Below are 24,943 nucleotides of genomic sequence, written 5' to 3'. Positions count from 1 at the left end.
CCCTCAGCGTATTGATGAAACAGGCCAGCCGTCATCCACAGCACATTGACTGCTTCAACACTGAGCAAATCGGCAAATGCCTGTTGCGACAGCAGCACGTCATGATCGACGACGATGACCGTGCCGCCATTCAGCAGCGGCGCCCACACGTCGAGCGTGCTGGCGTCAAAAGCAGGGTTCGAGGCGAAGGCTACACGGTCGTGTTGGTTGAACTCGGCGTAACCGTTGTTGATTACCAGCCGCGTGATTGCACGGTGAGGCACCAATACGCCTTTCGGCGTGCCGGTGGAGCCGGAGGTGTACATGATGTACGCCGCTGTCTCGGCTGATTCCTCGATTGCCGGGTTGTGATTAGGCGATTGGCTAAGGTCCAGCGTATCCAGGTCCAAACGATGGGCGCCCTCGGGCACCTCAATCGACGTCGCCGTAAGTAACCAATGCGCGCCGCTGTCCTGAATCATAAAACCCTGACGGTCGGCGGGCGCGTTGACGTCCAACGGTACGTAAACCGCTGCGCACTTGCTGATTGCCAACTGACTCACCAGCAAATCCACGGAACGCTCCAGCAAAATCGTCACGCTGTCGCCCGGTAGCACACCGAGGCCGATCAAGTGATGCGCCAGTAGGTTGGCCCGCGTATTCAGCTCGGCATAGGCCACGCGTTGCTCGCCCTGCACAGCGGCCAGCGCATCCGGCGTGGCGGCGACACGTGCTTCGAATACCGCGTGAAGGGTTTGCGTGTCGGGGTAAACACGCGCCGTCGCGTTAAATTCGCCCAACACCTGTTGACGCTCATCCGCCGGCAGAATCGACAACCGGTTCAGCGCTGCATACGGCGTGTGCTCCAGTGCCTCGACCAATTGCTCCAGGGCCGTATTCAAATAACCACAGACTTTCTGCGCCCCCACCGACGCCACGGCCAAAGTACTCAGGCTGAACTGTTCGCCGAGGTCGTTAACACTCACACTCAGCGGATAGTTGGTGCGCTCATGCACGTCAACCACCTGAATGCCCTGCCACGCCTGCTGTTGCGCGGTGTGTTCGGCCGCTGACGGCGCTGCGCTGTGGCGGTAGTTGAGCAAGGCACTGAACAGCGGTGTGGAATGCGCGACGCTGCTGCAGCGTTGCGCCAATGCCAGCGAGGCATGTTCGTGACCGAGCAAGCCGCTCAGACGCAGGTGCGTGGCTTTGAGCGCGGCCTGCACGGCTTGCCCGTCGATGTCGACGCGCAGCGGCAGCGTGTTGATAAACATGCCCAGCGCACGGTCGGCGCCCTCACCGCCCTGCAGGCGGCCCATCATCACCGTGCCGAACACCACGCGGTCGGTATTCGCGACAACCCCCAGCACCTGCGCCCACGCCAGGTGGAACACGCTTGCCGGGCTGACCCCGAGTTGACGGGCGCTGGCGCGCAGGCGGCGGCTCACGTTGTCGTCGAGGGTCAGGCAGGCTTCGTCGATGCCTGCACCGTCATCCTCGACGTTTTGCAGCCCGAACGGCAGCGTCGGCTCATCAATGTCGGCGAGCATCTCGCGAAAGAACGCTTCATGCGCCTGCTCGCTGACGCCCAGCCGCGCCTGCGCGACGTAATTGCGATACGGCACGCTTGCACCCAATCGCTCGGCCTGGCCTTGCAGACACGCGTGCATTTCAGACTGCACCACCTCCAGTGCCGTGTGATCGAGCACCAAGTGGTGGAACAGGAAGAACGCGACGATCTGCCCGCGCGCCTGGTCGTAGGCATGCACCACGCGCATCAACGGCGCCTGGTTAAGGTTCAAACGTGCGTAGCGAGTGTCGACATCGGCGCATAGTTGGTCGACCACCGAACCGCCATCTGACGCGGGTTCGAACTGTTCTATGGACAGTTGCGCATCGCGCAGCACCACTTGCATCGGCTGCTCCAGCCCTTCCCAGAGTACGGCGGTGCGCATGATGTCATGCCGGTCGACCACGGTTTGCAAGGCGTTGCAGAACGCGTGCAGGCGCTCAATATCGTCAAACGCGAACTGCGACTTCAACACGTATGGGTCACGCTGTTGCGCCGACAAGTGCAAATAAAGAATGCCTTCCTGCAACGGTGCCAGCGGGTAAATGTCCTGCACATTGGCCGCGCCACCGGGCACGGCAGCAACGATCAGGTCGATGCCGGCCTGGCTGATGGCCGCCAGCGGTAACAGCTCAGGCGTGATGTGCACGCAGCCGGGCACAATCAGGTTGGCCGGCACCACCACCTCGTGGCCGCCGCCCACCGCAGCGGCCAGCGCCGCCAGGGTTGGCTGGCTGAACAGCACGCGCACATCGGCGCTCAAACCGGCCTGGCGCATGCGCTCCACCAGGTTGACGGCGAGCAACGAATGGCCGCCCAGTTCAAAGAAATGATCGTGGCGCCCCACCTGCTCAACCTTGAGCACGTCTGCCCAGATCTGCGCGAGGGTGGTTTCAACCTCGCCTTGCGGCGCTGCGTACTCGCGGCTGAGTACCGACTCAAGGCCGGGCGCCGGCAGCGCCTTGCGGTCGAGTTTGCCGTTGGCGGTGAGTGGCAATTGGTCCAGCCGCACGTACGCAGCCGGCACCATGTAGTCCGGCAACTGTGTTTGCAGCCAACCGCGCAGGGTCTCGAGATCGACCGGCTGTTTTTCGGTGAAGTACGCCACCAGCCGACCGTCACGGGCCAGCACCACGGCTTCACGGACAGCCGCATAGTCGCCGAGGCGGCTTTCGATTTCGCCCAGCTCGATGCGCACGCCACGGATCTTCACCTGGTCGTCGTTACGCCCCAGGTACTCCAGGGTGCCGTCCGCCAGCCAGCGCACGAGGTCACCGGTGCGGTACATGCGCGCCTGCGGCTCGTGGCTGAACGGGTCTTTGAGGAAACGCTCGGCGGTCATTTGCGGGCGGTTGAGGTAACCGCGCGCCACACCGGCGCCAGCCACATACAGCTCACCGGCCACACCCTGCGGCACCGGCTGCTGTTGCGCATCGAGCACGTACACCTGCGCGTTGGCGACAGGCTTGCCGATGTGCAGAACTTTGCCGGCTTCGATCACGCCGGAGGTGGCCACCACCGTGGCTTCGGTGGGACCGTAGTTGTTGACCAACTTAAAACGCTGGGACGTGCCGAACTGGCGCAGTCGATCACCACCGATCAACAGGGTTTTCAGCGTGGGGTGTTCGATGCCTTGGCTGAAGGCGTATTCGGCCACCGGCGTGGGCAGAAAACTCACGTCAAGTGGTTGCGCAACCCACCAGCGCAACAGCGCATCGATGTCTTCATTGGCTTGCTGCGCCGGCGGCAGGTGCACGGTTGCGCCCACGCACAGCGCTGGCCAGACCTCCCACGCCATCGCGTCGAAACCGAAACCGGCGACGCTGGAGGTGTGCCCGCCAGGGTGCAGGTCGAACGCCTCGCAATGCCAGTTCACCAGGTTTTCGAGGGTGCGGTGTTCGACCATCACACCTTTGGGCTGGCCGGTGGAGCCGGACGTGTAAATCACATAGGCCAGGTGGGCCGGGGTCAGGCCAGCCACCTGCGGATCAGCGGCAAAGCCTGCCTGCCAATCGATGGCATCAAGGTCGATGACCGGCACCGACAGCCCACTGGCCAGCGCACGGGTGGCGGTTTGCACCAGCACCGCCACCGGCGCGCTGTCTTGCAGCAGGTAGGCAATGCGCTCCTGCGGGTGGGCCGGGTCAATCGGCACGTACGCCGCGCCAGCCTTGAGAATCGCCACCAGGCCAACCAGCGTCTCGACACTGCGCCGCGCACAAATGGCCACGCGATCATCCGGGCCAACGCCCAGCGCAATCAGCTGTCGGGCGAGTTGGTTGGCCTGCTCATTAAGCTGTTGATAGCTCAACTGCTGCTCGCCCTGACGCACCGCCACCGTCTGCGCCTGCGCTGCGGCGCGGGCCTCAAACAACGCATGAATCGTCTGCCCGCGCGGGTAAGCCCTGGCCGTGTCGTTGAAGCCTGTCAGCAGCGTATCGAGTTCATCGCCAGGCACAATCGGCAAGTCGCGCATCGGCGTGGCCTGGCCCCGTTCCAGCGCGCACACCAGGCTGTCCAGCGCCGTCAGCAAATAGCCGAGGATGCGCTGCAACGGCATGCTGGCAACCCCTTGCAGGGTCAAGCTGAAATCCTCACCCACGTCGTCCACCGACAACACCAGCGGGTAGTTACTGCGGCCCTCGCCGCCGAGCAACTCAATACCGTCCCAGTGCTGGGCACTGGCGGCCGGCGCCGGGCTTTGCCGGTAGTTGATCAGCGCACTGAACAACGGCGTGGGCGCGGCCACGCCGCTGCAACGCTGGGCCAGCGCCAGCGGCGCGTGTTCATGCCCAAGCAAACGCGTCAGCCGCACATGCGCGGCTTTGGTCGCTGCTTGCACGTCCAGCGCGCCCACATCCAGGCGCAGCGGCAAGGTGTTGATGAACAGCCCAAGGCCATGCTCACTGCCCTGCGCGCCGCCCATGCGGCCCATCAGCACGGTGCCGAAGACCACGTCATCACGCCCGGAAATTCGCCCCAATACCTGCGCCCACGCCAGGTGATGCAGGCTGGCCACACTGACTATTTGCTGGCGCGCCTGGGCTCGCAAGCGGCGGCTAAGGCTTGCGTCCAGCAAGTGCTCAATATCGACCACGTGCGCATCGCCCTGCACATCCTGATGGCCGAACGGCAGAGTCGGCTCGTCGAGGTCGCCGAGCATGTCGCGAAAGAACCCCTCGTGTTCTTGCACCGTCATGCCCAAGCGCGCCTGGGCGACATAGTTGCGGTACGGCGCGGCTGGGCCGAGTTGATCGGCATAGCCGTTCAAATACGCGTGCAGCTCCTGATACACCACTTGCATCGCCACATGGTCGATGGCGATGTGATGGAACAGCAACATCGCCACCCAGCGCTGGTTGGCCGGGTCTTCGGCAATCACCACCCGCAGCAACGGCGCCTGGCCCAGCTGCATGTGCATGGCGCGGGCGTCGAAACGCCGATACAACTGCTCGGTCACCGGCTCGTCGCAAACGTCCAGTTCAACCTGGTTAACCACCAGTTGCGACTGGCGCCAGACCACTTGCACCGGCGCCTCCAACCCTTCCCAGACCACGCTGGTGCGCAGGATGTCATGCCGGTCAACCACGTGCTGCAAGGCCACAACGAACGCGTCCAGGTGCGCGCGCGTGGCCATCGCAAACTGTGAGCGCATCAGGTAAATATCACCCTGGCGCGCGGTGACATGGTGGTAAAAGATGCCTTCCTGAAGCGCCGCCAGCGGGTAAATATCCTGCACATTCGCGGCACCGCCCGGCACCGTGGCAACGATACGGTCGATGGCCGGCTGGCTCAATTCCACCAGCGGCAACATCGACGGCGTGATACGCGTGCAATCGGCGGCGATGGCATTCGCCGGCACGTCGAGGTGCCCGGCACGCTGCGCGGAGTATTCGCCAGCATTGATCAACGCGATCAGCGCAGCCTTGTGCTCACGCAGCGAGGCCAGCACGCCCGGCTCGCTCAATGCCAGCTTGTTGCCCTGCAACACCAGTTGATCGCCCTTGACGGAAAGCTGTACGTCTTTTTCTTTCAGTGTCGCCAACAGTTCGATAACACTCACAGGACCATCTCCATTCGTTGCGTAATAGCCGCGTATTCCCACAGCGCCGAGTGTTCGAACAGCGCCTTGACGTTCGCCTCGATACCCTCTTGGCGTAAGCGCCCGATCAGGCTGACCGCCAGCAGTGAATGGCCGCCCAGCTCAAGGAAGTTGTCGTGGCGGCCCACGCGTTCCACGTTCAGCAGCTCCATCCAGTGCCTGGCCATGGCGATTTCGATGTCGCCTTGTGGTGCTTCGTACGCATGGCTGCGCAGCAAGCCGAGGTCTGGCGCCGGCAAGGCCTTGCGGTCGAGTTTGCCGTTGGGGTTCAACGGCAAGGCGTCGAGGTGCACGAACACCTGCGGCACCATGAACTCGGGCAGTTGCTCAAGCATGTGCGCGCGCAACGCCTCGTTGGCGCTGTGCATGCCGGTGTAATAAGCCACCAGGCGCTTGTCCCCCGGTACGTCTTCGCGAGCGATAACCGTTGCGTCATTCACCTGCGGAAACTCGGCCAGGCGTGCCTGGATTTCACCGAGTTCGATACGCACGCCACGGATCTTCACCTGGTCGTCATTGCGGCCGAGGTATTCGATATTGCCGTCGGGCAAGAAGCGCGCGACGTCGCCGGTGCGGTAAATACGCCCCGGGCTGAACGGGTCCTTGAGGAAACGTTCGGCGGTCAGTTCAGGCCGGTTCAAGTAGCCACGGGCAACTTGCACGCCGCCGATGAACAGCTCACCGCGCACGCCCAGAGGCACCGGCTGCAGTTGCTCGTCGAGGATGTACAGGCGCACGTTGCCGATCGGTTTGCCGATGGGCGTGTTATCCGCGGTCAGCGCACCGCTGCAATCCCACGCCGTCACTTCAATGGCGGCTTCGGTGGGGCCGTAGTGGTTGAGCAAGGCACTGCCCGGCAATTGCGCCTTGAAGCGCCGCACCAGGCTGCCCGGCAATGCTTCACCGCTGCACATCACGCGCACCAGACCGGCGGCCTGGCTGACGTCACCGTGGGCGAGGAAAACATCGAGCATCGACGGCACAAAATGCACGGTGGTGATCTGCTCGGCCTCGATCACCTCGCACAAATAGGCCGGGTCTTTGTGGCCGTCAGGGCGCGCCATGACCAGGCGTGCGCCGGTGAACAGCGGCCAGAAGAACTCCCACACCGACACGTCGAAGCTGAATGGGGTTTTCTGCAACAGCGCGTCCGAGCTGTCCAGACGGTAAGCGTCCTGCATGCACAGCAAGCGGTTGACCACCGGGCTGTGCTCGTTTAGCACGCCCTTGGGTTTGCCGGTGGAGCCTGAGGTGTAGATCACGTAGGCCTGATGCTGCGGGGTCAGGCCCGGCACCTGCGGATTGCCCGCTGACTGCTGTTGCCAGGTGTTCTGGTCGAGGTTCACCACCGGCGCCGCAAGCTCTGCGAGCAAGCCACGCGTGGCGTCTTGCACCACCACCACGGCGGGCGTGCAGTCGTCGAGCATGTAGGCCAGGCGCTCCGGCGGATAGGCCGGGTCCAGCGGTACGTAGCCACCGCCGGACTTGAGGATGGCCAACAAGCCGACGACCATGTCAATGCCACGCTCGACGCAGATAGCCACCCGCGACTCCAACTGCACACCCTGCTCGAGCAGGTGATGGGCCAGGCGGTTGGCGCGCTGGTTAAGCTCGCGGTAGCTCAAGCGCTGACCTTCGGCCTGAACGGCGATGGCGTCCGGTGTGCGCTCAACCTGAGCTTCGAACAGACCATGAATCGTCTGTTGTAGCAGGTAGTCCCTGGCGGTGTCGTTGAAAGTTTCGAGCAGGGTTTCACGTTCGGCGGCCGGCAGCACCGACAGCTGCTGCAAGGTGGTGTGCGGCGCGCTCTCCAGTGCCTCCACCAAGCTGCCCAAGGCGGTTTGCATGTAAGCCGCCACGCGCTCGGCGTCGACACCGGTAGTTTGCACCCCGAGCAGGAAGCCTTCGCCCTGGTCGTCGACCGAGAGCATGCACGGGTAGTTGGTGCGCTCGCGCACTTCAAGTACTTCGGCACCGGCCCAGCACGGCGGCCCTGCACTGTCCAGCAACGGGCTGTGACGGTAATTGAGGATCGAACTGAACAGCGGTAACGACGCCGGCACCGCGCTGCAACGTTGCGCCACCACCAGCGGTGCATGTTCGTGGCCGAGCAGCGCACTCAGCCGTGCATGAGTGGCCCGCACCCCGGCGCGCACATCGTGGGCGCCAACCGCCACGCGCAGCGGCAAGGTGTTGATGAACATGCCCAAGGCACGGTCGGCGCCGTCACCGCTTTGCATGCGGCCCAGCAACACCGTGCCGAACACCACGTCGTCACGCCCACTGACGGCGGCCAGCACACGCGCCCACGCCAAGTGATGCAGGCTGGCGGCGCTGACACCCAAGTGGCGTGCCTGCGCGCGCAGACGCCGGCACAGGCTTGCATCCAGCTGGATCTTGGCCTCTGCGGCCGCCAGACCGTCGCCCTGCACTTCCTGCAAACCAAACGGCAAGGTCGGTTCGTCGACGTCGCCGAGCATTTCGCGGAAGAACGCTTCGTGCGCAGGCTGGCTCACACCGAGCAAGGCTTGGGCCACGTAATTGCGGTACGGCATCGCCGCATCCAGTTGCGCGAAGCCGCCGTTATGGTAGGCGAGCACTTCCTCGTTGATCACATCCAGCGCCGTGTGGTCCATGGCGATGTGGTGGAACAACAACATGGCCAGCCAGCGCTGGTTGGCTTCATCGTGCACGTAAGCCAGGTGCAACAGCGGCGCCTGGCTGAGGTTCAAGCGCACCTGGCGCGGGTCGAAGCGTGCGTGCAATTGCTCCAGCACAGCGCCTTGGGCCGGATCAAAACTGAGGGCTTCCAGCGCCAGTTCGGCGCAACGCAGCACCACTTGCACAGGCTGTTCAAGGTCTTCCCAGAGCACCGCTGTGCGCGTGATGTCATGGCGGTTGATGACGGCCTGCAAGGCCTGCACGAAGGTGTCGAGTTGTTCGCGACTTTGCAGGCTGAAGGTGGCCTGCAACAGGTACGGATCGCCCTGCTCGCTGGTGATGTGGTGGTACAGAATGCCCTGCTGCAACGGCGCCAGCGGGTAAATATCATGCACATTGCGCGCGCCACCGGGCACCCGCGCGACAATCCGCTCAAGCTCGCCCTGGCTCAGTTTGATCAACGGCAGCATGTCGGCGCGAAGCTGCGCGCAGTCGAGCGGAATGCGGTTGGCCGGCACCTGGATTTCACTGCCGCCGCCCACCGCTGCGGCCAGCGCGAGCAACGTCGGTTGGCCGAACAACACGCGCACATCGGCGCTCATGCCGCGCTGGCGCATGCGTTCGATGAGCTTGACCGCCAGCAACGAGTGGCCGCCCAGTTCAAAGAAGTTGTCGTGGCGGCCCACGCGCGCAACGCCGAGCACCTGCGCCCACAGCTCGGCCAGGGTGGTTTCGGTAGCACCTTGCGGCGCTGCGTATTCACGGCTGGCAAACGCGTCGACATCCGGCACCGGCAAGGCACGGCGGTCGAGCTTGCCGTTGGGAGACAGCGGCAGTTTGGCCAACTGCACATAGGCCGCCGGAATCATGTAGTCGGGCAACAGCGCTTGCAAATGCGCGCGCAGGCCGTCAATCCCCGGCAGTACATGCTCGGCCTGCGCCGTGAAGTAGGCGACCAGCCGTTTGTCGCCGGGGCTGTCTTCGCGCACCAATACCGCCGCATCACGAATGCCGGCGTGCTGCGCCAAACGTGCTTCGATTTCGCCAAGTTCCACGCGAAAACCACGGATCTTGATCTGGCCGTCGTTGCGGCCCAAGTAATCGATTTCACCGTTACGCTGGTAACGGCCCAGGTCGCCGGTCTTGTACACACGGCCCTGCGACTGGAACGGGTCAGCGAAGAAACGTTCGGCGGTCAAGTCATCACGGTGCAAATAGCCACGCGCCACGCAGGCACCGCCAATGTAAATCTCGCCGGCCACGCCCAGCGGCACCGGTTGCAGTTGTTCGTCCAGCAGGTAGATGCGCGTATTGGCCACCGGCACGCCAATCGACGGCAGCAGCGGCCATGCGCCAACGTCGCCGTCGAGTGTCAGTGCCGTGGTCACGTGGGACTCGGTGGGGCCGTAATGGTTGTGCAGGCGGCAGCCGGGTAGGCGCTGGAACAGCGCGCGCATCTGCTCACTGATGCGCAATTGCTCACCGGCGGTGATCACATCGCTCAACGCACACGGCAAGCGGCCGAGTTCCGGGGTTTCCGCCACGGCTTCGGCCAGCGCTTGCAGGGCAATGCACGGCAAATACAGGCGCTGGATACCTTGCTCGCAGATATGCCGGAACAGCTCGCGGAAGTTCAGCCGCACATCGCCATGGATCAGCGACAGCTCGCCACCGGCGCACAGGGTGCTGAAAATTTCCTGGAAGGCCACGTCAAAACCCAGCGCGGCAAATTGCAGGGTGCGCTGGGCCGGTCGGCCGTCGGTCAGGGTTTGCGCGATCTGCCACTGCATCAGGTTAACCAGCGGGCCGTGCGGCATGGCCACGCCCTTGGGCTGGCCGGTGGAACCGGAGGTGTAGATCACGTAGGCGAGCGCATCGGCGTTAACCCCGCTGACCTGCGGGTTGTACTCTGGCTGCTCGTGAATACCGTTGACCGCACGCGCCTGCGCGTCCAACAGCAACACCTGCGACAGCGACGGCGTAAAGCGCTGTTGCAGGCGCTGTTGGGTCAGCAAGACTTTGGGCGCGCTGTCTTGCAGCATGTAGGCCAGGCGTTCGTCGGGGTAGGCTGGGTCCAGCGGCACGTAACCGGCGCCCGCCTTGAGGATGCCCAGCAGGCCGGCGATCATTTCCAGGCTGCGCTCGGCACAGATCGCCACCCGATCATTGGCGCCGATGCCTTCGGCGATCAGCCGGTGGGCGATCTGGTTGGCCAGCGCGTTCAACGCGCCGTAGCTCAGCGATTGGTCTGCGTAGGTGACCGCTATCGTCTCGGGCTGGCGCAGCGCCTGCGCTTCGAACAGCACGTGCACGCTCGGGGTGACGGGGTAGTCGGCATCAAACGCGTTGAACGCCGCCAGCAGCAATTGCTGCTCGGCGCGCGGCAGCATCACAAGGCTGTGCAGCGCCTGCTCCGGCTGGTGTTCCAGGGCGTCCGCGATGGCTTCCAGTACTCGGTGCATATAGCCGCAGACGCGCTGCGGGTCGACGCCCGCCACCGCCTGCACGCTGAGACCGAAGGCGTCGCCCAAGTCGTCGACCGAGAGCATCAGCGGGAAATTGGTGCGTTCCTCGCCGCCGAGCATTTCGACACCGGCCCAGTTCAGTGCCTTGCCGGCGTCCGCCGCCGATTGCGCGCCCACCGCCGCGTGCCGGTAGTTGAGCAACGCGCTGAACAACGGCGTGGGCGCGGCAACGCCACTGCAGCGTTGCGCCAGTGACAACGGCGCGTGCTCATGGCCGAGCAACGCGGCCAAGCGTGCGTGGGTGGTTTTCAAGGCGCGTTCAACGCCCTGCTCGCCCGCTTCAACGCGCAGCGGCAAGGTATTGATGAACATGCCAAAGGCACGGTCGGCATCCTCGCCGCTGCTCAGGCGGCCCATCAACACGGTGCCGAACACCACGTCGCGGCGACCCGACAAATGCCCGACCACTTGGCCCCAGGCCAAGTGGTGCAGGCTGGCATTGCTCACGCCCAACCGGCGAGCCTGCGCGCGCAGGCGCTGGCTCAACTGCGGCGCTACCGGCAAGCTCGCCTGCTCGATGCCCAGGCCATCGCCTTGCACATCTTGCAGGCCGAACGGCAGGCTCGGCTCGTCGACGTCGGCAAGCATGTCGCGAAAGAACGCCTCATGGCTTGCCTGGCTGGTGCCCAGCCGGGTTTGCGCCACGTAGTTGCGGTATGGCACCGACGGCGTCAACTGGTCGCCGCGCCCGTGCAAAAACGCTTCGATTTCCTGGCCAAGCAGCGCCAGCGAGGTGGCGTCATCGATCAGGTGATGGAACTGCAACACCGCGACCCAGCCGCCGCCCGCCAGGTCTTCGGCAACATTCAGCGCCATCATCGGCGCCCGGGTAAGGTCCATGCGCGTGTGGCGCGGGTCGAAGCGCTCCTGCAATTGGGTCACAACATCCTTGGGCGACGCCTGCAACTGCACGTACTGCACCGGCAGGCGCGCTTCGCGCCAGACCACTTGTACCGGTTCGTCCAGGCCTTGCCACGCCACCGACGTACGCAGGATGTCGTGGCGCGCGATGACCTGTTGCAAGGCTTCGGCAAAATCCGCCACCTGCTCGCGGCTGCGCATGCGCAGCACAGCTTGCAGCAGGTACGGGTCGCCGTCGGTGCTGGTTTGGTGGTGAAACAGGATGCCCTCCTGCAACGGCACCAATGCGTAGATGTCTTGCACATTGGCAACGCCGCCCGGAATACCGGCGACGATCAGGTCGATCTGTTCTTGGGGTAACTCAACCAGCGGCAGCATGTGCGGGGTGATGCGGCTGCAATCGTCCGGGATCAGATTGGCCGGCACCTGCACTTGGTGCCGGCTGCCTGCGGCGGCTGCCAGCGCAACCAGCGTGGGTTGGCCGAACAGCACGCCGACGTCAGCATTCAGGCCGACTTGGCGCATGCGTTCGATCAGCTTGACCGCCAACAGCGAATGGCCGCCCAGCTCGAAGAACTGGTCGTGGCGCCCTACCCGCTCGACGCCGAGCAGCTCGCCCCACAGGCGTGCCAACGTAGTTTCCAGCGCACCTTGCGGTGCCTCGTAGTCACGCCGGGCGAAGGCATTGTTGTCCGGCGCGGGCAAGGCTTTGCGGTCGAGCTTGCCGTTGGTGGTCAGCGGCAACTGTGTGAGCATCACAAACGCGCCGGGCACCATGTAGTCGGCCAGCGACACCTGCAACTGCGCGCGTAAATCGGCCGCACTCAGGTCGGCACCGTCGGCGGCGATCAGGTAGGCCACCAAACGCTTTTCGCCGGGTTCATCTTCGCGGGCAATCACCACCGCCTCGCGTACGCCCTCACAGGCGGCAAGACGCGCTTCAATCTCGCCCAACTCGATACGGAAACCACGGATTTTCACCTGGTCGTCGTTGCGCCCCAAGTACTCGATAGTGCCATTTGCCTGCCAGCGGCCAAGGTCGCCCGTGCGGTACATGCGCGCACCCGGCGTGCTGTCAAAAGGGTCGCTGAGGAAACGCTCGGCGTTCATTTGCTGCCGGTTCAGGTAGCCGCGCGCCACGCCCGCACCGCCGACATACAACTCGCCCTCGACGCCGTGAGGTACTTGTTGGCCTTGGGCGTCAAGCACATACAGGCGCAGGTCGGGGATACGCACACCGATCGGGCTGGTGCCCACTCGTTGCGCGTCTTCGGGCTGCAATGGGCGATAGGTGACGTGCACCGTGGTTTCGGTGATGCCGTACATGTTGACCAGTTGCACAGCGGCGTTGGCCGCACGCGCATACCAGGGTTTGAGAATTCCCGGCTCCAGGGCTTCACCGCCGAAGATCACCTGGCGCAGCGAATGCGTGAGCGGGCTTTGGCCCTGCGCAGCGATCAGCGAGCGGAAGGCGCTTGGGGTCTGGTTGAGGACCGTGACGCCGGCGTTGCACAGCAGCGCGTAGCAGTCATCCGGCGAGCGGCTGGTGAGCTGTGGCACCACCAACAACGCACCGCCATGCACCAGCGCGCCCCAGATTTCCCAGACCGAGAAGTCAAACGCAAACGAGTGGAACAGCGCCCACACGTCCTGATGATTGAACTTGAACCAGCCTTGCGTGGCCGAGAACAGCCGCGCCACGTTGCGGTGTTCGATCATCACGCCCTTGGGCAAGCCGGTGGAGCCGGAGGTGTAGATCACGTACGCCAGGTTCGCCGACGTCAGGCCCGGCACCTGCGGGTTGCTCAACGCCTCTGCCGGGCCATCGATGGCTTGCAGGTCGATCACCGCCACCGACAGCTCGGCGACCCGTGCCGCCGTTGCGGGCTGCACCAGCACCGCGAACGGTGCACTGTCTTGCAGCGTGTAGCTGATGCGTTCCTGCGGATACGCCGGGTCAATCGGCACATAACCGGCGCCCGCCTTCAGAATGCCGAGCAAGCCCACAATCATGTCGAGGCCGCGCTCCACGCAAATCGCCACCCGGTCATCTGGGCGCACGCCCAGGTTCAGCAGGCGGTGAGCGACCTGGTTGGCGCGCTGGTTCAATTCGCTGTAGCTCAAGCGCTGCTCTTCAAACACCACGGCGGTGGCATCCGGGCGGGCCGCAGCCTGGCCTTCAAACAGGCCATGCAGCGTGTCAGCGCTAGGGTATGAACCCACCTCGGCATTCCACTGTTGCAGCAACGCGCGGTCGGCCTCGGTGCACAGCGAGAAATCACCCACCGCCAGGTCGGCATTCGCCAGCGCCTGCTCCAGCACGTACGTGAAGCGCTCGGCCAAGGCCTCGATTTCATCAGCATTGAAATACGCTTGGTTATAGACGAAGTGCGCCCACGCCTTATCCTTGTAGTTGCTTGCCCGCAAGTGAAACGCCAGGGGCATTTGCTCGTGATTATTGGTGACTTTGACCAGGTCGCCACGCTGCCCGGCAAACTGGAACGGGTGGTCATCCTGCTCGTAGGACAGGGTCAGGTCGAACAGTTGCCCTGCTTCCGGGCGCAGGTTCATCTCGCTGAGCGGGAAGCGCTGGTGACGGTAATCCTGCTTGAGCACATCGCGCACTGCGCAAATCACTTCGCCAAAGCTCAGCTCGCGGCCCAGGCTGAAGCGCACGGCGCTGACCTGGGTGAACATGCCGAGGGTGCCCTTGAATTTGGCCGTACGGTTGAGCAACGGCAGGCCCACCACCCACTCATCACGCTGCGTAACGCGGGTGAAGTAGACGTACATCGCCGCCAGCAACACGTGGTAGGTCGAGGCCTGAAAGTCTTTTGCCAACTCGCCCATGCGCGCGTGCAGCGCCACCGGGAATGGCCGTATGTAATGACAGCCTGGCGCCTTGCCCTTGGCAAAGTGATCATGGTGACGCGCGGCAAACAGCGGCTCCGGCAGCGTCTGGTACTTCGCCTGCCAGTAGTCGCGGTCTTTGGCGTAACGGGCCGATTCGCGATAGCGCGCGTCGTCGAAGATGAAGTCGACGTAAGACGTCGCCTGCATGTCGGGCTGCTGCTCTTCGGCCAGGCGCGTGTAGATGCCACCCAACGATTGCAGCATTTCACCAAAAGCCCACCCATCCAGGATGATGTGGTGGGCATGGTTGCCGAAGTAGTAATGCGCCTCGCCCAGCTTGATCAGGAAAAAGCGAAACAGCGGCGCCTCGGTCAAGCAGAACGGCCTGGCCATCTGCTGCTCTACCAGCGCCACGGCGCTAGCGGCAGGATCATCCCGATCAGACAGGTCAAACAGCGGCACCTCGACCGGCACCGCGTCCGCAATGTACTGCAGCGGCACGCCATCGGCGTCGGTTTCATTCAGTAGCGTAAGGCGTAGCGCGTCATGTTTGGCCACCAGCCACTCGACGGCGCGCTGCATCAGGTGCGCGTTGACCGGGCCGTTGAGTTCCAGGTAGGCACCGATGTTGTACAGCGGCGAATCCGCTTGGCTGATCTGGTCCAGCCAGATAGCTTTTTGCGCGGCGGTCAGGGGCAACGTGCGGGGCATCTGGATAAGCGAATTCATGCAACCACCTGCGCGACAAAACGTGCGATGACAACGGTGTTTGAAAGGAGCTTTTTCGCGACGAGGTCGCCCATGGCAACTGCAGAAAAACGTTTCATAAAATCCTTCTCAGAGTTTTTTCAGTGCCACCTGAATCACCGCGCAACAACGATTGAGGTTGAGGCGAAACTCAGCGTTTTTGTCACTAAAATGTCAGGTTTGTAGGGCGGCTCAGACACTCGCCAATTCTGCAAAAAACCACCGGACGGCCACGCACAGGCGTCACCTGAAGACGGTATTGGCAAATTTAAGCACCGGCCTTTTGGGCTGTATGTCACCCGAATCCGTGACATTCACGGGACAGTGAAATATTTCGCAATTAACAATCTATGCTGTTGTTTTATATAGATTTTAAAATCCATAAAAACAAAACGCCCGCGACCAAAAGGGTGGCGGGCGTCAGGCAATCGGGCGAACAAGTACAGCGTTTTACATCAGGCGCGCCGATCCTGCGCAATGAGGCTCACGTCGGACACAATGTGCCCATCGACCAACTTGACGATACGGTCGGCCAGTTGGAAGTATTGATCGTCGTGGGTGATGATCAGCACGGTCTTGCCGCGACGCTTGAGGTCGGGCAGCAACTCTTCATAGAAGAAGCGCTTGAACGGTGGGTCCTGGTCCGCTGCCCACTCATCCAGCACGTACACCGGGCGGTCTTCCATGTAGGCGCAGACCAACGCCAGGCGTTTTTGCTGGCCGTAGGACAACTCTTTGGTGGTGGAATAACCCAGCCCGTCGATCTTGATTTTGTCTTCCAGGCCCAGCGTGGCCAGGTACTTTTGCGCCAGCGCCGGGCTTGCCTCTTCGCCATCCGGCCCGATCAGCCGGTTGAACAGGTGGAAATCGCTGAACACGGCGGAAAACAGGTCACGGTAATCGCTGCGGGTTTCGTCGGTCACCGCCACGCCGTCGACCAGAATCTCGCCCGCCTGCGGCACATACAATCCGCACAAGGCCTTGACCAGCGTGCTTTTACCGCAGCCATTGCCGCCGATGATGTAGACCAACTCACCGCTGTTGATCGTCAGGTCGACAGGCCCGAGGGCAAAACCGCGCTCGGCATCCGGGCCCTGGTAATTCATCACCACACCCTTGAGCGCGATGTGTTGCCACTGCTTGATGTGCGCAAGGCGCAGCACATTGGAGGTGTCCGGCTCAGCCGAATCAGCATGCCGCTCATTGATCTGAAAGCCGAATTCCGCCAGCCGACTGACCGCAATCCGGCCCTGCGCGACAACCGGCATCGCACTGATCAGTAGCCCCAACGGCCCCAGAATGTAAAGCACGGTTAACACACTCGCGGTCATCACTTGACTGTCGGTGACCATCAAGAACGGCAGGGCGAATACCAGGCTGCCGATCAACAGCGACTGAGTGAGCAAGCCCATGTTCTCGGCGCCGAGGTACCACATGTGCTCGATGAAATTGAACCGTGCCACCCGCGTGGACGACTCTTTGATGGCGGAACGCGCGAACCAGCGGCGGCGAATGCCATTCAGCTTGAGCTCCTTGAGGCCGAACACCAGGCCATGCGTGTGTTCGTTGAACGCGGTGAATTCGTCACGCACGCGGCCGGTGAACTTCACGCCGCCCAAGAACAGAAAAACGTACAGCATGGCGCCGACGACCAGCAGCCCCAAGGTCACGGCAAATACCGTCCATGACAGGTAGGCGAGGTACGCCAGGCCGACCATGAACACGGTCGACTCGACCAGTATCGCCGGCATCACCAGCAGCGTTGCGTTGAGCTGCGGAATGTCGGTGGTCAACAGCGTCAGCACATTCGGCGGGCCGCGACGGTCGACTTCTTCAAGCGGCGATGCGAGGATTTTCTGGCACAAGGCAATGCGCAAGCGCGTCATTAATTTCATGTTGGCGTACGCGGGAAACAAGGTCGCCGCATTGCGAAACGCCAACGCCAGCGCACTCAGGCCAATAAACCAGTACAGCAAGTGCAGCCGCGAGCCTTGCTCATAAATCGCCTGATTAACCACGTTAATGACGGCGATCGCTGCCACGCCGCTGACGATGCCGGTGATCAATGAAAAGAACGCCAGCCAGGGATGGTTTTGCCACAGCAGGCGCAAGACCGAGCCTGGCTTGGGCGGGTTCTCATGCTCTTTTTTCATGGATTCATTCCTCAAATACACTCAAGACCGGGACAGACCCGTCAGGCAAACCGCTCCAACCGGCCAGGGTGCCGGGGCTGCCAAGTGTACGGATTGCTTGAAAATCGGCTGTCCCCCAAAGCCTGTACAAAACGTTTTTCGAGGAAAAGCGTGGCGTATTGGAGGGTTTCGCAGCGGCGTTGCAGTCTTCGTTTAATGCCCGCAGACATGTCCCAGCTTTCCATTACAGACCAGGCCAGCGTGCATGAGGCCTAATGCCGACCCAGACAGTAAGACTTAAAGGAGGGAGCAATGGTTTTCCTCTCAATGCCTCCGACGCTGAACACAATGTCGATATCAAGGATGATTGGACTATGGACCTGACCAGCAGTATTCAAAATGCTGATAGCCCGCACTTCTATTTCATACTCGGCGAGTTGATTTCCAGTACTGATCAGGACCTGTTCGCGCTCAACATGTTGAAGCTGGTCGGCAAGTTATTGCCCATCACCGCGCTGACGCTCAGCGAGTGGGCGATTGATGACGCGCAGGCGATGCTGTTGGACATCAAGGAACTCGGCAGCTCGGGCGACCCAACGGTCATCCCGCCGCCTCAATGCACCCGCCACCATTACGATCATCCGTTGTTAAAAGAGATGTTTGAAATGGAGGACTCGTTGCTGATCCGTGCGAATAACCGGGGCAACGCAGCCAATGGCGCTACCTCCAGGGTCGCGGCTCACCAGTGCATGCTGGTGTCGCGCAAAGCCAAGCGCCGCTGTGTGGTGACCTTATATCGGTCTCACACGCTGCGTGATTTTTCACTGACTGAGCTGTCGCTGCTCAAGAACCTCTCTGAAGCGCTGCTGCCACTGATCGAAAGCTACGCGCAGTTCAGTCGCCAGAGCACGCTGAAAAGGCTCGGCAGTTGGATGACCACCCCGGTTTCCGCCAATGAACACACTCAGATGCAGCACGAGTTCCAGAATCGCCTGATGCTGAGCGACATCACGTTATCCACCCGCGAGCAGGAAGTGTGCCTGGGCCTGCTGATCGGTGAAACCGTGCCGGAAATAGCGGAAAAACTCAGTCTTAAAAAAAGCTCCATCGAAACCTATCTCAAGCGCGCGACAGCAAAGCTTGGGGTCAGCGGTCGACATGGCCTGACCAAATGGATGGTCGGTGCCTAGCAGAACTCAACAAGCGGGTTGCTCAGGCATGCCCGGGTCCCTTTCAGATGAGGCTGGTCAATGAACACGTTTCCTTTGTCTTTGCTGACAGTTGCACTGCTGCTGAGCGGCTGTTCGCTTATCCCCGACTATCACCAGCCCGACGCGCCGGTAGCCGCGCAGTTTCCGCAAGGCCCGGCGTATGGCGATTCGGCTAAAACCGTGAATGCAGCGGCTGCCAGGCAAGGGTGGCGCACGTTGTTTCACGACCCGGCATTGCAGGAATTGATTCAGGCGGCCTTGACCAATAACCGCGACCTGCGCGTTGCCGCGCTGAACGTCGAGGCGTTCAGGGCGCAGTATCAGATCCAGCGCGCCGACCTGTTCCCGGCTATTTCGGCGAATGGCAGCGGCAGCCGTCAGCGCTTGCCGGCCAGCATCACGCAGACCGGCAAGCCGTCGATCAGCTCGACGTATTCGGCGACACTCGGCATCAGTTCTTATGAACTGGATTTTTTCGGGCGTATCCGCAGCCTCAGTGAACAGGCAATGCAGAAGTACCTGGCCACCGAGCAAGCACAACGCAGCGCTGAATTGAGCCTGGTGGCGAATGTGGCGAATGCCTACCTGACCTGGCGCGCCGACCAGGAGCTGTTGGGGCTGACCCGCGAGACCCTGGAGTCTTACGAGGAAAGCCTGCGCTTGACCACCAGCAGCCTGCAGGCAGGCGTCTCGTCTTCGCTGGATGCGGCCCAGGCACAAACCCGTGTCGAAAGCGCGCGTACCGACTTCGCGCGTTATCAACGCCAAGTGGCACAGGACCTCAACAGCCTGACCCTGTTGGTCGGGGGCGCGTTGCCGGCGTCGTTGCCGGCAAGGCCGCTGGCCAGCGACCTGGTGGCCCAGATGCCGTCAGGCTTGCCCTCGGACCTGCTGCAACGACGTCCGGATATTCTGCAGGCCGAATACGAACTTAAAGCGGCCAACGCCAATATTGGTGCGGCCCGCGCAGCATTTTTCCCGAGTGTGAGCCTGACCGCGAATGCGGGCGCGTCGAGTGCCGAGCTGTCCAGCTTGTTCAAAGGCGGCTCCGGCAGTTGGACCTTTCAGCCGCAGATCAGCCTGCCGATTTTCAACGCCGGCAGCCTTCGCGCCAGCCTCAACTACTCCAAACTGCAAAAAGACATCAGCGTCGCCCAGTATGAAAAGGCGATTCAGACGGCATTCCGCGAAGTCGCCGACGGCTTGGCGGCACGCAAGACCTATGACGAGCAATTGAATGCACAACGCGACCTGGTGGCGGCGAACCAGAACTATTACAACCTCGCCGAGCGCCGCTATCGCCTCGGCGTCGACAGCAACCTGGTGTTTCTTGACGCACAACGTTCGCTGTTCGCCTCCCAACAGGCATTGATCACTGACCGTTTGGCGCAGTTGGTTGCCGAGGTGAATTTGTACACCGCGCTGGGCGGCGCATGGGCAGAAGCCAAACCGCTGGTCGTCGCCGAGACACGCCCATGAGCACCTTTGAGCCTGGCCAATATGTGCGCCTGCGCTCGGGCGGCAAGCGGATGCTGGTCATACACGTGCTGGAAACCGCGCAATTGACCAACACGTCACTGGTGCCCTGTGAGTATCAGGTAAAAAACCGCAAAACCCTGGGGTTCTACATCGCCGCCAACCTGCGGCTGGCGGACGCCCCGGCCTCGCCCGGCAATGCTGTTTGAAACCCCCGCCAACCCTGCACTTTCCGGCCGTGCCGCCTTGACCCTGAGAGCCCCGCCATGCCCCGCGTTTCCCGCAAACAAGCCGATCTCAACCGTGAAATCATCGTCGAGGCCGCCACCCATTTATTCCGCGAGCGCGGCCTGCACGGCATCAGTTTGTCGCAAGTAATGGCCGCTGCCGGCATGACCCACGGTGGTTTCTACGGGCATTTTTCGTCCAAGCAAGCCCTCGCCATCGAAGCGTGCCAACGTGCACTCGAGAAATCGAACCAGGGCTGGCAGGAAAACATCAGCCGCAGTGATGATTCTGAGGCCGCGCGCGACGCCATCCTGCACGCGTACTTATCGCCAGCCCATCGCGACAACCCGGGCGATGGCTGCGCAATAGCGGCGTTTACCCCCGGTATGTGCTACGAGCCCGCCGGCACAATGTTGCAGCACGCGTTTATCGAAGGCGTAGAACACTCGCTAGCGATATTTGAGCAGCTTGAGGATGAAGACCGCCAGGCCTCGCTGGCCAGGTACGCGATGATGATCGGCGCCCTGACCCTCTCTCGTGCGACTCGCGGCAATGGCTTGTCAGACGAATTCCTCGATGCAGTGCGAAACACTCTGCTGCCAGATAGCACGTCACAAGCACACGTTCCTGCCTGCTAGGGATGCCTTTCGCAGAAAACCTGTGCTGGATGAACGGTCGGTAAATTCAGAAAGGCCTTACGAAAGAAGAAAGTTTTTTACCTCAACAAAACGCTGCTTCTTACAAATACCGCATACTCATCCTCTAAAGCCCTTCAGGATGCGCCTTCCGATGCCCACCACTGTTCTGGTCCTGGTTGAAACCATTAACGACTACCTGCCAATCATCGAGAGTAATGACTTTCATGTGATTCTGGCGCCCACGCCCGCAGAGCGCGCTCAGGCGATCAAGGCCCACGGCGGGCAGATCAAGGCCGTCGTAACGCGTGGGCCGTTGGGCCTGTATGCCGAAGAAATCGCTGCGCTGCCGTTGCTCGAAATCATCTGCGTGATCGGTGCCGGCTACGAACATGTCGACCTGCAAGCGGCGAGCAATCGCGGGATCGTCGTCACCAACGGCGCCGGGGTGAATGCGCCGACGGTGGCCGATCACGCGATGGCGCTGCTGTTGTCGCTGGTGCGCGGCATTCCCCAGACCGATGCAGCGGTGCGCCGCAGCGAATGGCCGAAGGTGATGCGCCCTTCCCTGGGCGGCAAGCAACTGGGCATTCTCGGGCTCGGCGCGGTGGGCATGGAGATCGCCAAACGTGCTGCCCTCGGCTTCGGCATGCAGGTGAGTTATCACAACCGTCAGCCGCGCGATGATGTGGACTACACCTACTGCGCCACCGCCGTGGAGTTGGCGCGCACCGCCGACTTTTTGATCCTCGCCACCCCCGGCGGCGCAAGTACTCGCCATTTGATTGATCGCCACGCGCTGGACGCGTTGGGGCCGAACGGCTACCTGGTGAATATCGGGCGCGGCAGCGTCGTGGTGACTGCCGACCTGGTGTCGGCCCTTGAGCAACGGCGCATCGGCGGCGCGGCGCTGGATGTGTTCGACGACGAGCCTAAAGTGCCCGACGCCCTCAAGCGCCTGAGCAATACCGTGCTCACCTCGCATGTGGCCGGGCTGTCGCCGGATGCGGCGCATGACACCGTGCAGCGCGTGGCCGACAATCTGGTGGAATATTTCGCCGGGCGCCCGGTACTGACCCCGGTGGCGCTACCCACGCGCAACTGAGCGTTGCTTAAATGACCGATCAGGCACGCTGATCGTGCGCCAACACGCTAACCTATTAAGCCGCCCCGACCTTGTCGCTGGGCGGTGCTGCGCATTAGATTAACCAATAGTCCAAGGCCTACAGAATAAGCAGAAGGGATAAGTATGGCGCTGAACGACCAATCGACGCAGATTCGCCCTGGCGAAGAACTTGATGCCAACCTCATCGATCCCTACCTTAAAGCGCACATTCCGGGCTTGAGCGGCACGCTCAAGATCAGCCAGTTTCCCGGTGGTGCGTCGAACCTGACCTACTTGCTGGAATACCCGGGCCAGGAATTTGTGTTGCGGCGCCCGCCGTTTGGCCACAAGGCCAAGTCTGCCCACGACATGGGCCGCGAGTACCGCATTCTCAATCAGCTTAAAGACGGTTTTCCGTATTGCCCCAAGGCCTACGTGCACTGCACCGACGCGTCGGTGATCGGCGCCGAGTTCTATGTGATGGAACGCGTCAACGGCATCATCCTGCGCTCCGACCTGCCGGCTGAACTGGGCCTGGATGCGAGCAAAACCGAGGCGCTGTGCAAGAGCTTTATCGACAAATTCGTCGAACTGCATCAGGTCGACTACAACGCGTGTGGCCTGGCCGACCTGGGCAAGCCTGAAGGGTACGTGCAACGGCAGATTCGCGGCTGGAGCGAGCGTTATGAAAAAGCCCTGACCCCCGACGCACCGCGCTGGGAAGCCGTGCGCGCGTGGCTCAACGACAAGATGCCGGCCGACCACCCGACCTCAAGCATCGTGCACAACGATTACCGCTTCGACAACGTGATTCTCGACCCGCACAACCCGATGCAGATCATCGGCGTGCTGGACTGGGAACTGACCACCCTCGGCGACCCGCTGATGGACTTGGGCAACACCCTCGCCTACTGGATCGAAGCCTGCGACCCTGCGCCGGTGCAACTGATGCGTCGCCAACCGAGCAACGCCCCCGGCATGCTCACCCGCCGCGAGTTCGTCGATTACTATGCCGAACGCTCGGGCATTCAGATCGACAATGTCGACTTCTACTACACCTACGGCCTGTTTCGCCTGGCCGGTATTGTGCAGCAGATCTATTACCGCTTCTTCCATGGCCAGACCCAGGACAAACGCTTTGCGCAGTTCATCCACATGAACGCGTTGCTGGAGCAGATGAGCCTGAACGTCATCGGCAAATCCGCGCTCTGAGCGCATATAAAAAGGAACCCCCATGTCCAAGACCAACCTGTTCGACCTCGACGGCAAGATCGCTTTTGTTTCCGGCGCCAGCCGCGGTATCGGTGAGGCCATCGCCAAGTTGCTGGCCCAGCAAGGCGCGCATGTGATTGTGTCCAGCCGCAAGCTGGAAGGCTGCCAGCACGTGGCGGATGCGATCATCGAAAGCGGCGGCAAAGCCACCGCGGTGGCGTGCCACATCGGTGAAATGGAGCAGATCACTCAGGTGTTCGCCGGCATCCGCGAACAGTTTGGCCGGTTGGATATTCTGGTCAACAATGCCGCGACCAACCCGCAATTCTGTAACGTGCTGGACACCGACCTCGGTGCGTTCCAGAAGACGGTTGACGTGAATATTCGCGGTTATTTCTTCATGTCGGTAGAAGCCGGCAAGCTGATGCGCGAGAACGGCGGCGGCAGCATCATCAACGTGGCGTCGATCAACGGCGTTTCGCCGGGCGTGTTCCAGGGTATCTATTCGGTTACCAAAGCCGCGGTGATCAATATGACCAAAGTGTTTGCCAAGGAATGCGCAGCCTTTGGCATCCGTTGCAACGCCCTGCTGCCCGGCCTGACCGACACCAAATTCGCCTCGGCGCTGGTCAAAAACGATGCGATCCTGAAAATGGCGCTGGCGCAGATCCCGCTTAAACGTGTGGCCGACCCCAGCGAAATGGCTGGCGCGGTGTTGTTTCTGGCCAGCGATGCATCAAGCTACACCACCGGCGTTTCGCTGAACGTAGACGGTGGTTTCCTGTCCTGATCAAGTGCTGCATGTGGGAGGGAGCTTGCTCCCGATAGCGCTAGCCCGGTCGGCTTTTGCATTGACTGACACACCGCTATCGGGAGCAAGCCCCCTCCCACAGAGGCAGCGTTCATCCCGATGTTGTTGCGACGGGCAAACGCAAATACCATAGCCAATAAAGATCAAAATGTGGGAGGGGTTTTGCTCCCGATAGCGCTAGCCCGGTCGGCTTTTGCATTGACTGACACACCGCTATCGGGAGCAAGCCCTCTCCCACAGAGGCAGCGTTCATCCAGATGTTGTTGCGACGGGCAAACGCAAATACCACAGCCAATAAAGATCAAAATGTGGGAGGGGTTTTGCTCCCGATAGCGCTAGCCCGGTCGGCTTTTGCATTGACTGACACACCGCTATCGGGAGCAAGCCCCCTCCCACTTTGCTCCCGATAGCGCTAGCCCGGTCGGCTTTTGCATTGACTGACACACCGCTATCGGGAGCAAGCCCCCTCCCACAGAGGCAGCGTTCATCCAGATGTTTTTGCGACGGGCAAACGCAAATACCACAGCCAATAAAGATCAAAATGTGGGAGGGGTTTTGCTCCCGATAGCGCTAGCCCGGTCGGCTTTTGCATTGACTGACACACCGCTATCGGGAGCAAGCCCCCTCCCACAGAGGCAGCGTTCATCCAGATGTTTTTGCGACGGGCAAACGCAAATACCACAGCCAATAAAGATCAAAATGTGGGAAGGGTTTTGCTCCCGATAGCGCTAGCCCGGTCGGCTTTTGCATAGACTGACACACCGCTATCGGGAGCAAGCCCCCTCCCACAGAGGCAGCGTTCATCCAGATGTTGTTGCGACGGGCAAACGCAAAT

At 61.9% G+C, this 24,943-nt stretch carries 11 protein-coding genes; 7 read left to right on the top strand and 4 right to left on the bottom strand.

Annotated elements, in window-relative coordinates; all coding sequences use genetic code 11:
* The 3 genes from AO240_RS22245 to AO240_RS22235 all read right to left on the bottom strand — a co-directional run.
* Window positions 1–5,612, bottom strand: a 5,612-nt coding sequence (locus tag AO240_RS22245; RefSeq protein WP_256586025.1) for a non-ribosomal peptide synthetase, incomplete at its 3' end; no start/stop codon positions are given.
* Entirely contained in the window at window positions 5,609–15,280 is a 9,672-nt protein-coding gene (locus AO240_RS22240) for a non-ribosomal peptide synthetase (protein ID WP_099239273.1), read from the bottom strand. The genes AO240_RS22245 and AO240_RS22240, both read right to left, overlap by 4 nt.
* 473 nt (window positions 15,281–15,753) lie before the next feature.
* A complete protein-coding gene (locus AO240_RS22235) occupies window positions 15,754–17,451 on the bottom strand; it encodes a cyclic peptide export ABC transporter (protein WP_099239271.1) in 1,698 nt (565 codons plus the stop codon).
* Between the two features lie 353 nt (window positions 17,452–17,804).
* Between AO240_RS22235 and AO240_RS22230 the strand changes: the two genes are divergently transcribed.
* From AO240_RS22230 to AO240_RS22200, 7 genes are all read left to right on the top strand, one after another.
* Entirely contained in the window at window positions 17,805–18,620 is an 816-nt protein-coding gene (locus AO240_RS22230; RefSeq protein ID WP_099239269.1) for a helix-turn-helix transcriptional regulator, read from the top strand.
* A gap of 60 nt (window positions 18,621–18,680) precedes the next feature.
* The gene (adeC, locus tag AO240_RS22225) at window positions 18,681–20,120 is read left to right on the top strand and encodes an AdeC/AdeK/OprM family multidrug efflux complex outer membrane factor (protein WP_099239267.1); all 1,440 of its coding nucleotides are present in this window, start codon (window positions 18,681–18,683) and stop codon (window positions 20,118–20,120) included.
* Window positions 20,117–20,326: a hypothetical protein gene (locus tag AO240_RS22220; protein ID WP_058411225.1), complete on the top strand. Its 210-nt coding sequence runs from the start codon at window positions 20,117–20,119 to the stop codon at window positions 20,324–20,326. The genes adeC and AO240_RS22220 overlap by 4 nt, the downstream gene beginning before the upstream one ends.
* Before the next feature lie 57 nt (window positions 20,327–20,383).
* Window positions 20,384–20,983, top strand: a complete 600-nt coding sequence (locus tag AO240_RS22215) for a TetR/AcrR family transcriptional regulator (protein WP_099239265.1) — start codon at window positions 20,384–20,386, stop codon at window positions 20,981–20,983.
* Window positions 20,984–21,134: 151 nt separating this feature from the next.
* Window positions 21,135–22,085 carry a 2-hydroxyacid dehydrogenase gene (locus tag AO240_RS22210; RefSeq protein ID WP_099239263.1) on the top strand — a complete coding sequence of 317 codons (951 nt, stop codon included), beginning with the start codon at window positions 21,135–21,137 and terminating at the stop codon, window positions 22,083–22,085.
* Between the two features lie 144 nt (window positions 22,086–22,229).
* Window positions 22,230–23,297 carry a phosphotransferase family protein gene (locus AO240_RS22205; protein ID WP_099239261.1) on the top strand — a complete coding sequence of 356 codons (1,068 nt, stop codon included), beginning with the start codon at window positions 22,230–22,232 and terminating at the stop codon, window positions 23,295–23,297.
* Window positions 23,298–23,319: 22 nt separating this feature from the next.
* Complete coding sequence (locus AO240_RS22200; RefSeq protein WP_099239259.1) at window positions 23,320–24,087, top strand: SDR family oxidoreductase; 768 nt, start codon at window positions 23,320–23,322, stop codon at window positions 24,085–24,087.
* 663 nt (window positions 24,088–24,750) lie between these two features.
* Here the strand turns inward: AO240_RS22200 and AO240_RS28760 are convergent.
* On the bottom strand, window positions 24,751–24,943 hold a 193-nt coding region (locus AO240_RS28760), incomplete at its 5' end, for a hypothetical protein (RefSeq protein WP_218244399.1).

Origin of the sequence: Pseudomonas sp. ICMP 460 (genome assembly GCF_002723595.1) — a bacterium.
GTDB lineage: Bacteria > Pseudomonadota > Gammaproteobacteria > Pseudomonadales > Pseudomonadaceae > Aquipseudomonas > Aquipseudomonas kitaguniensis.
Note: the sequence above shows the minus strand (reverse complement) of the source record. Positions and strands in the feature narration are given on the sequence as shown.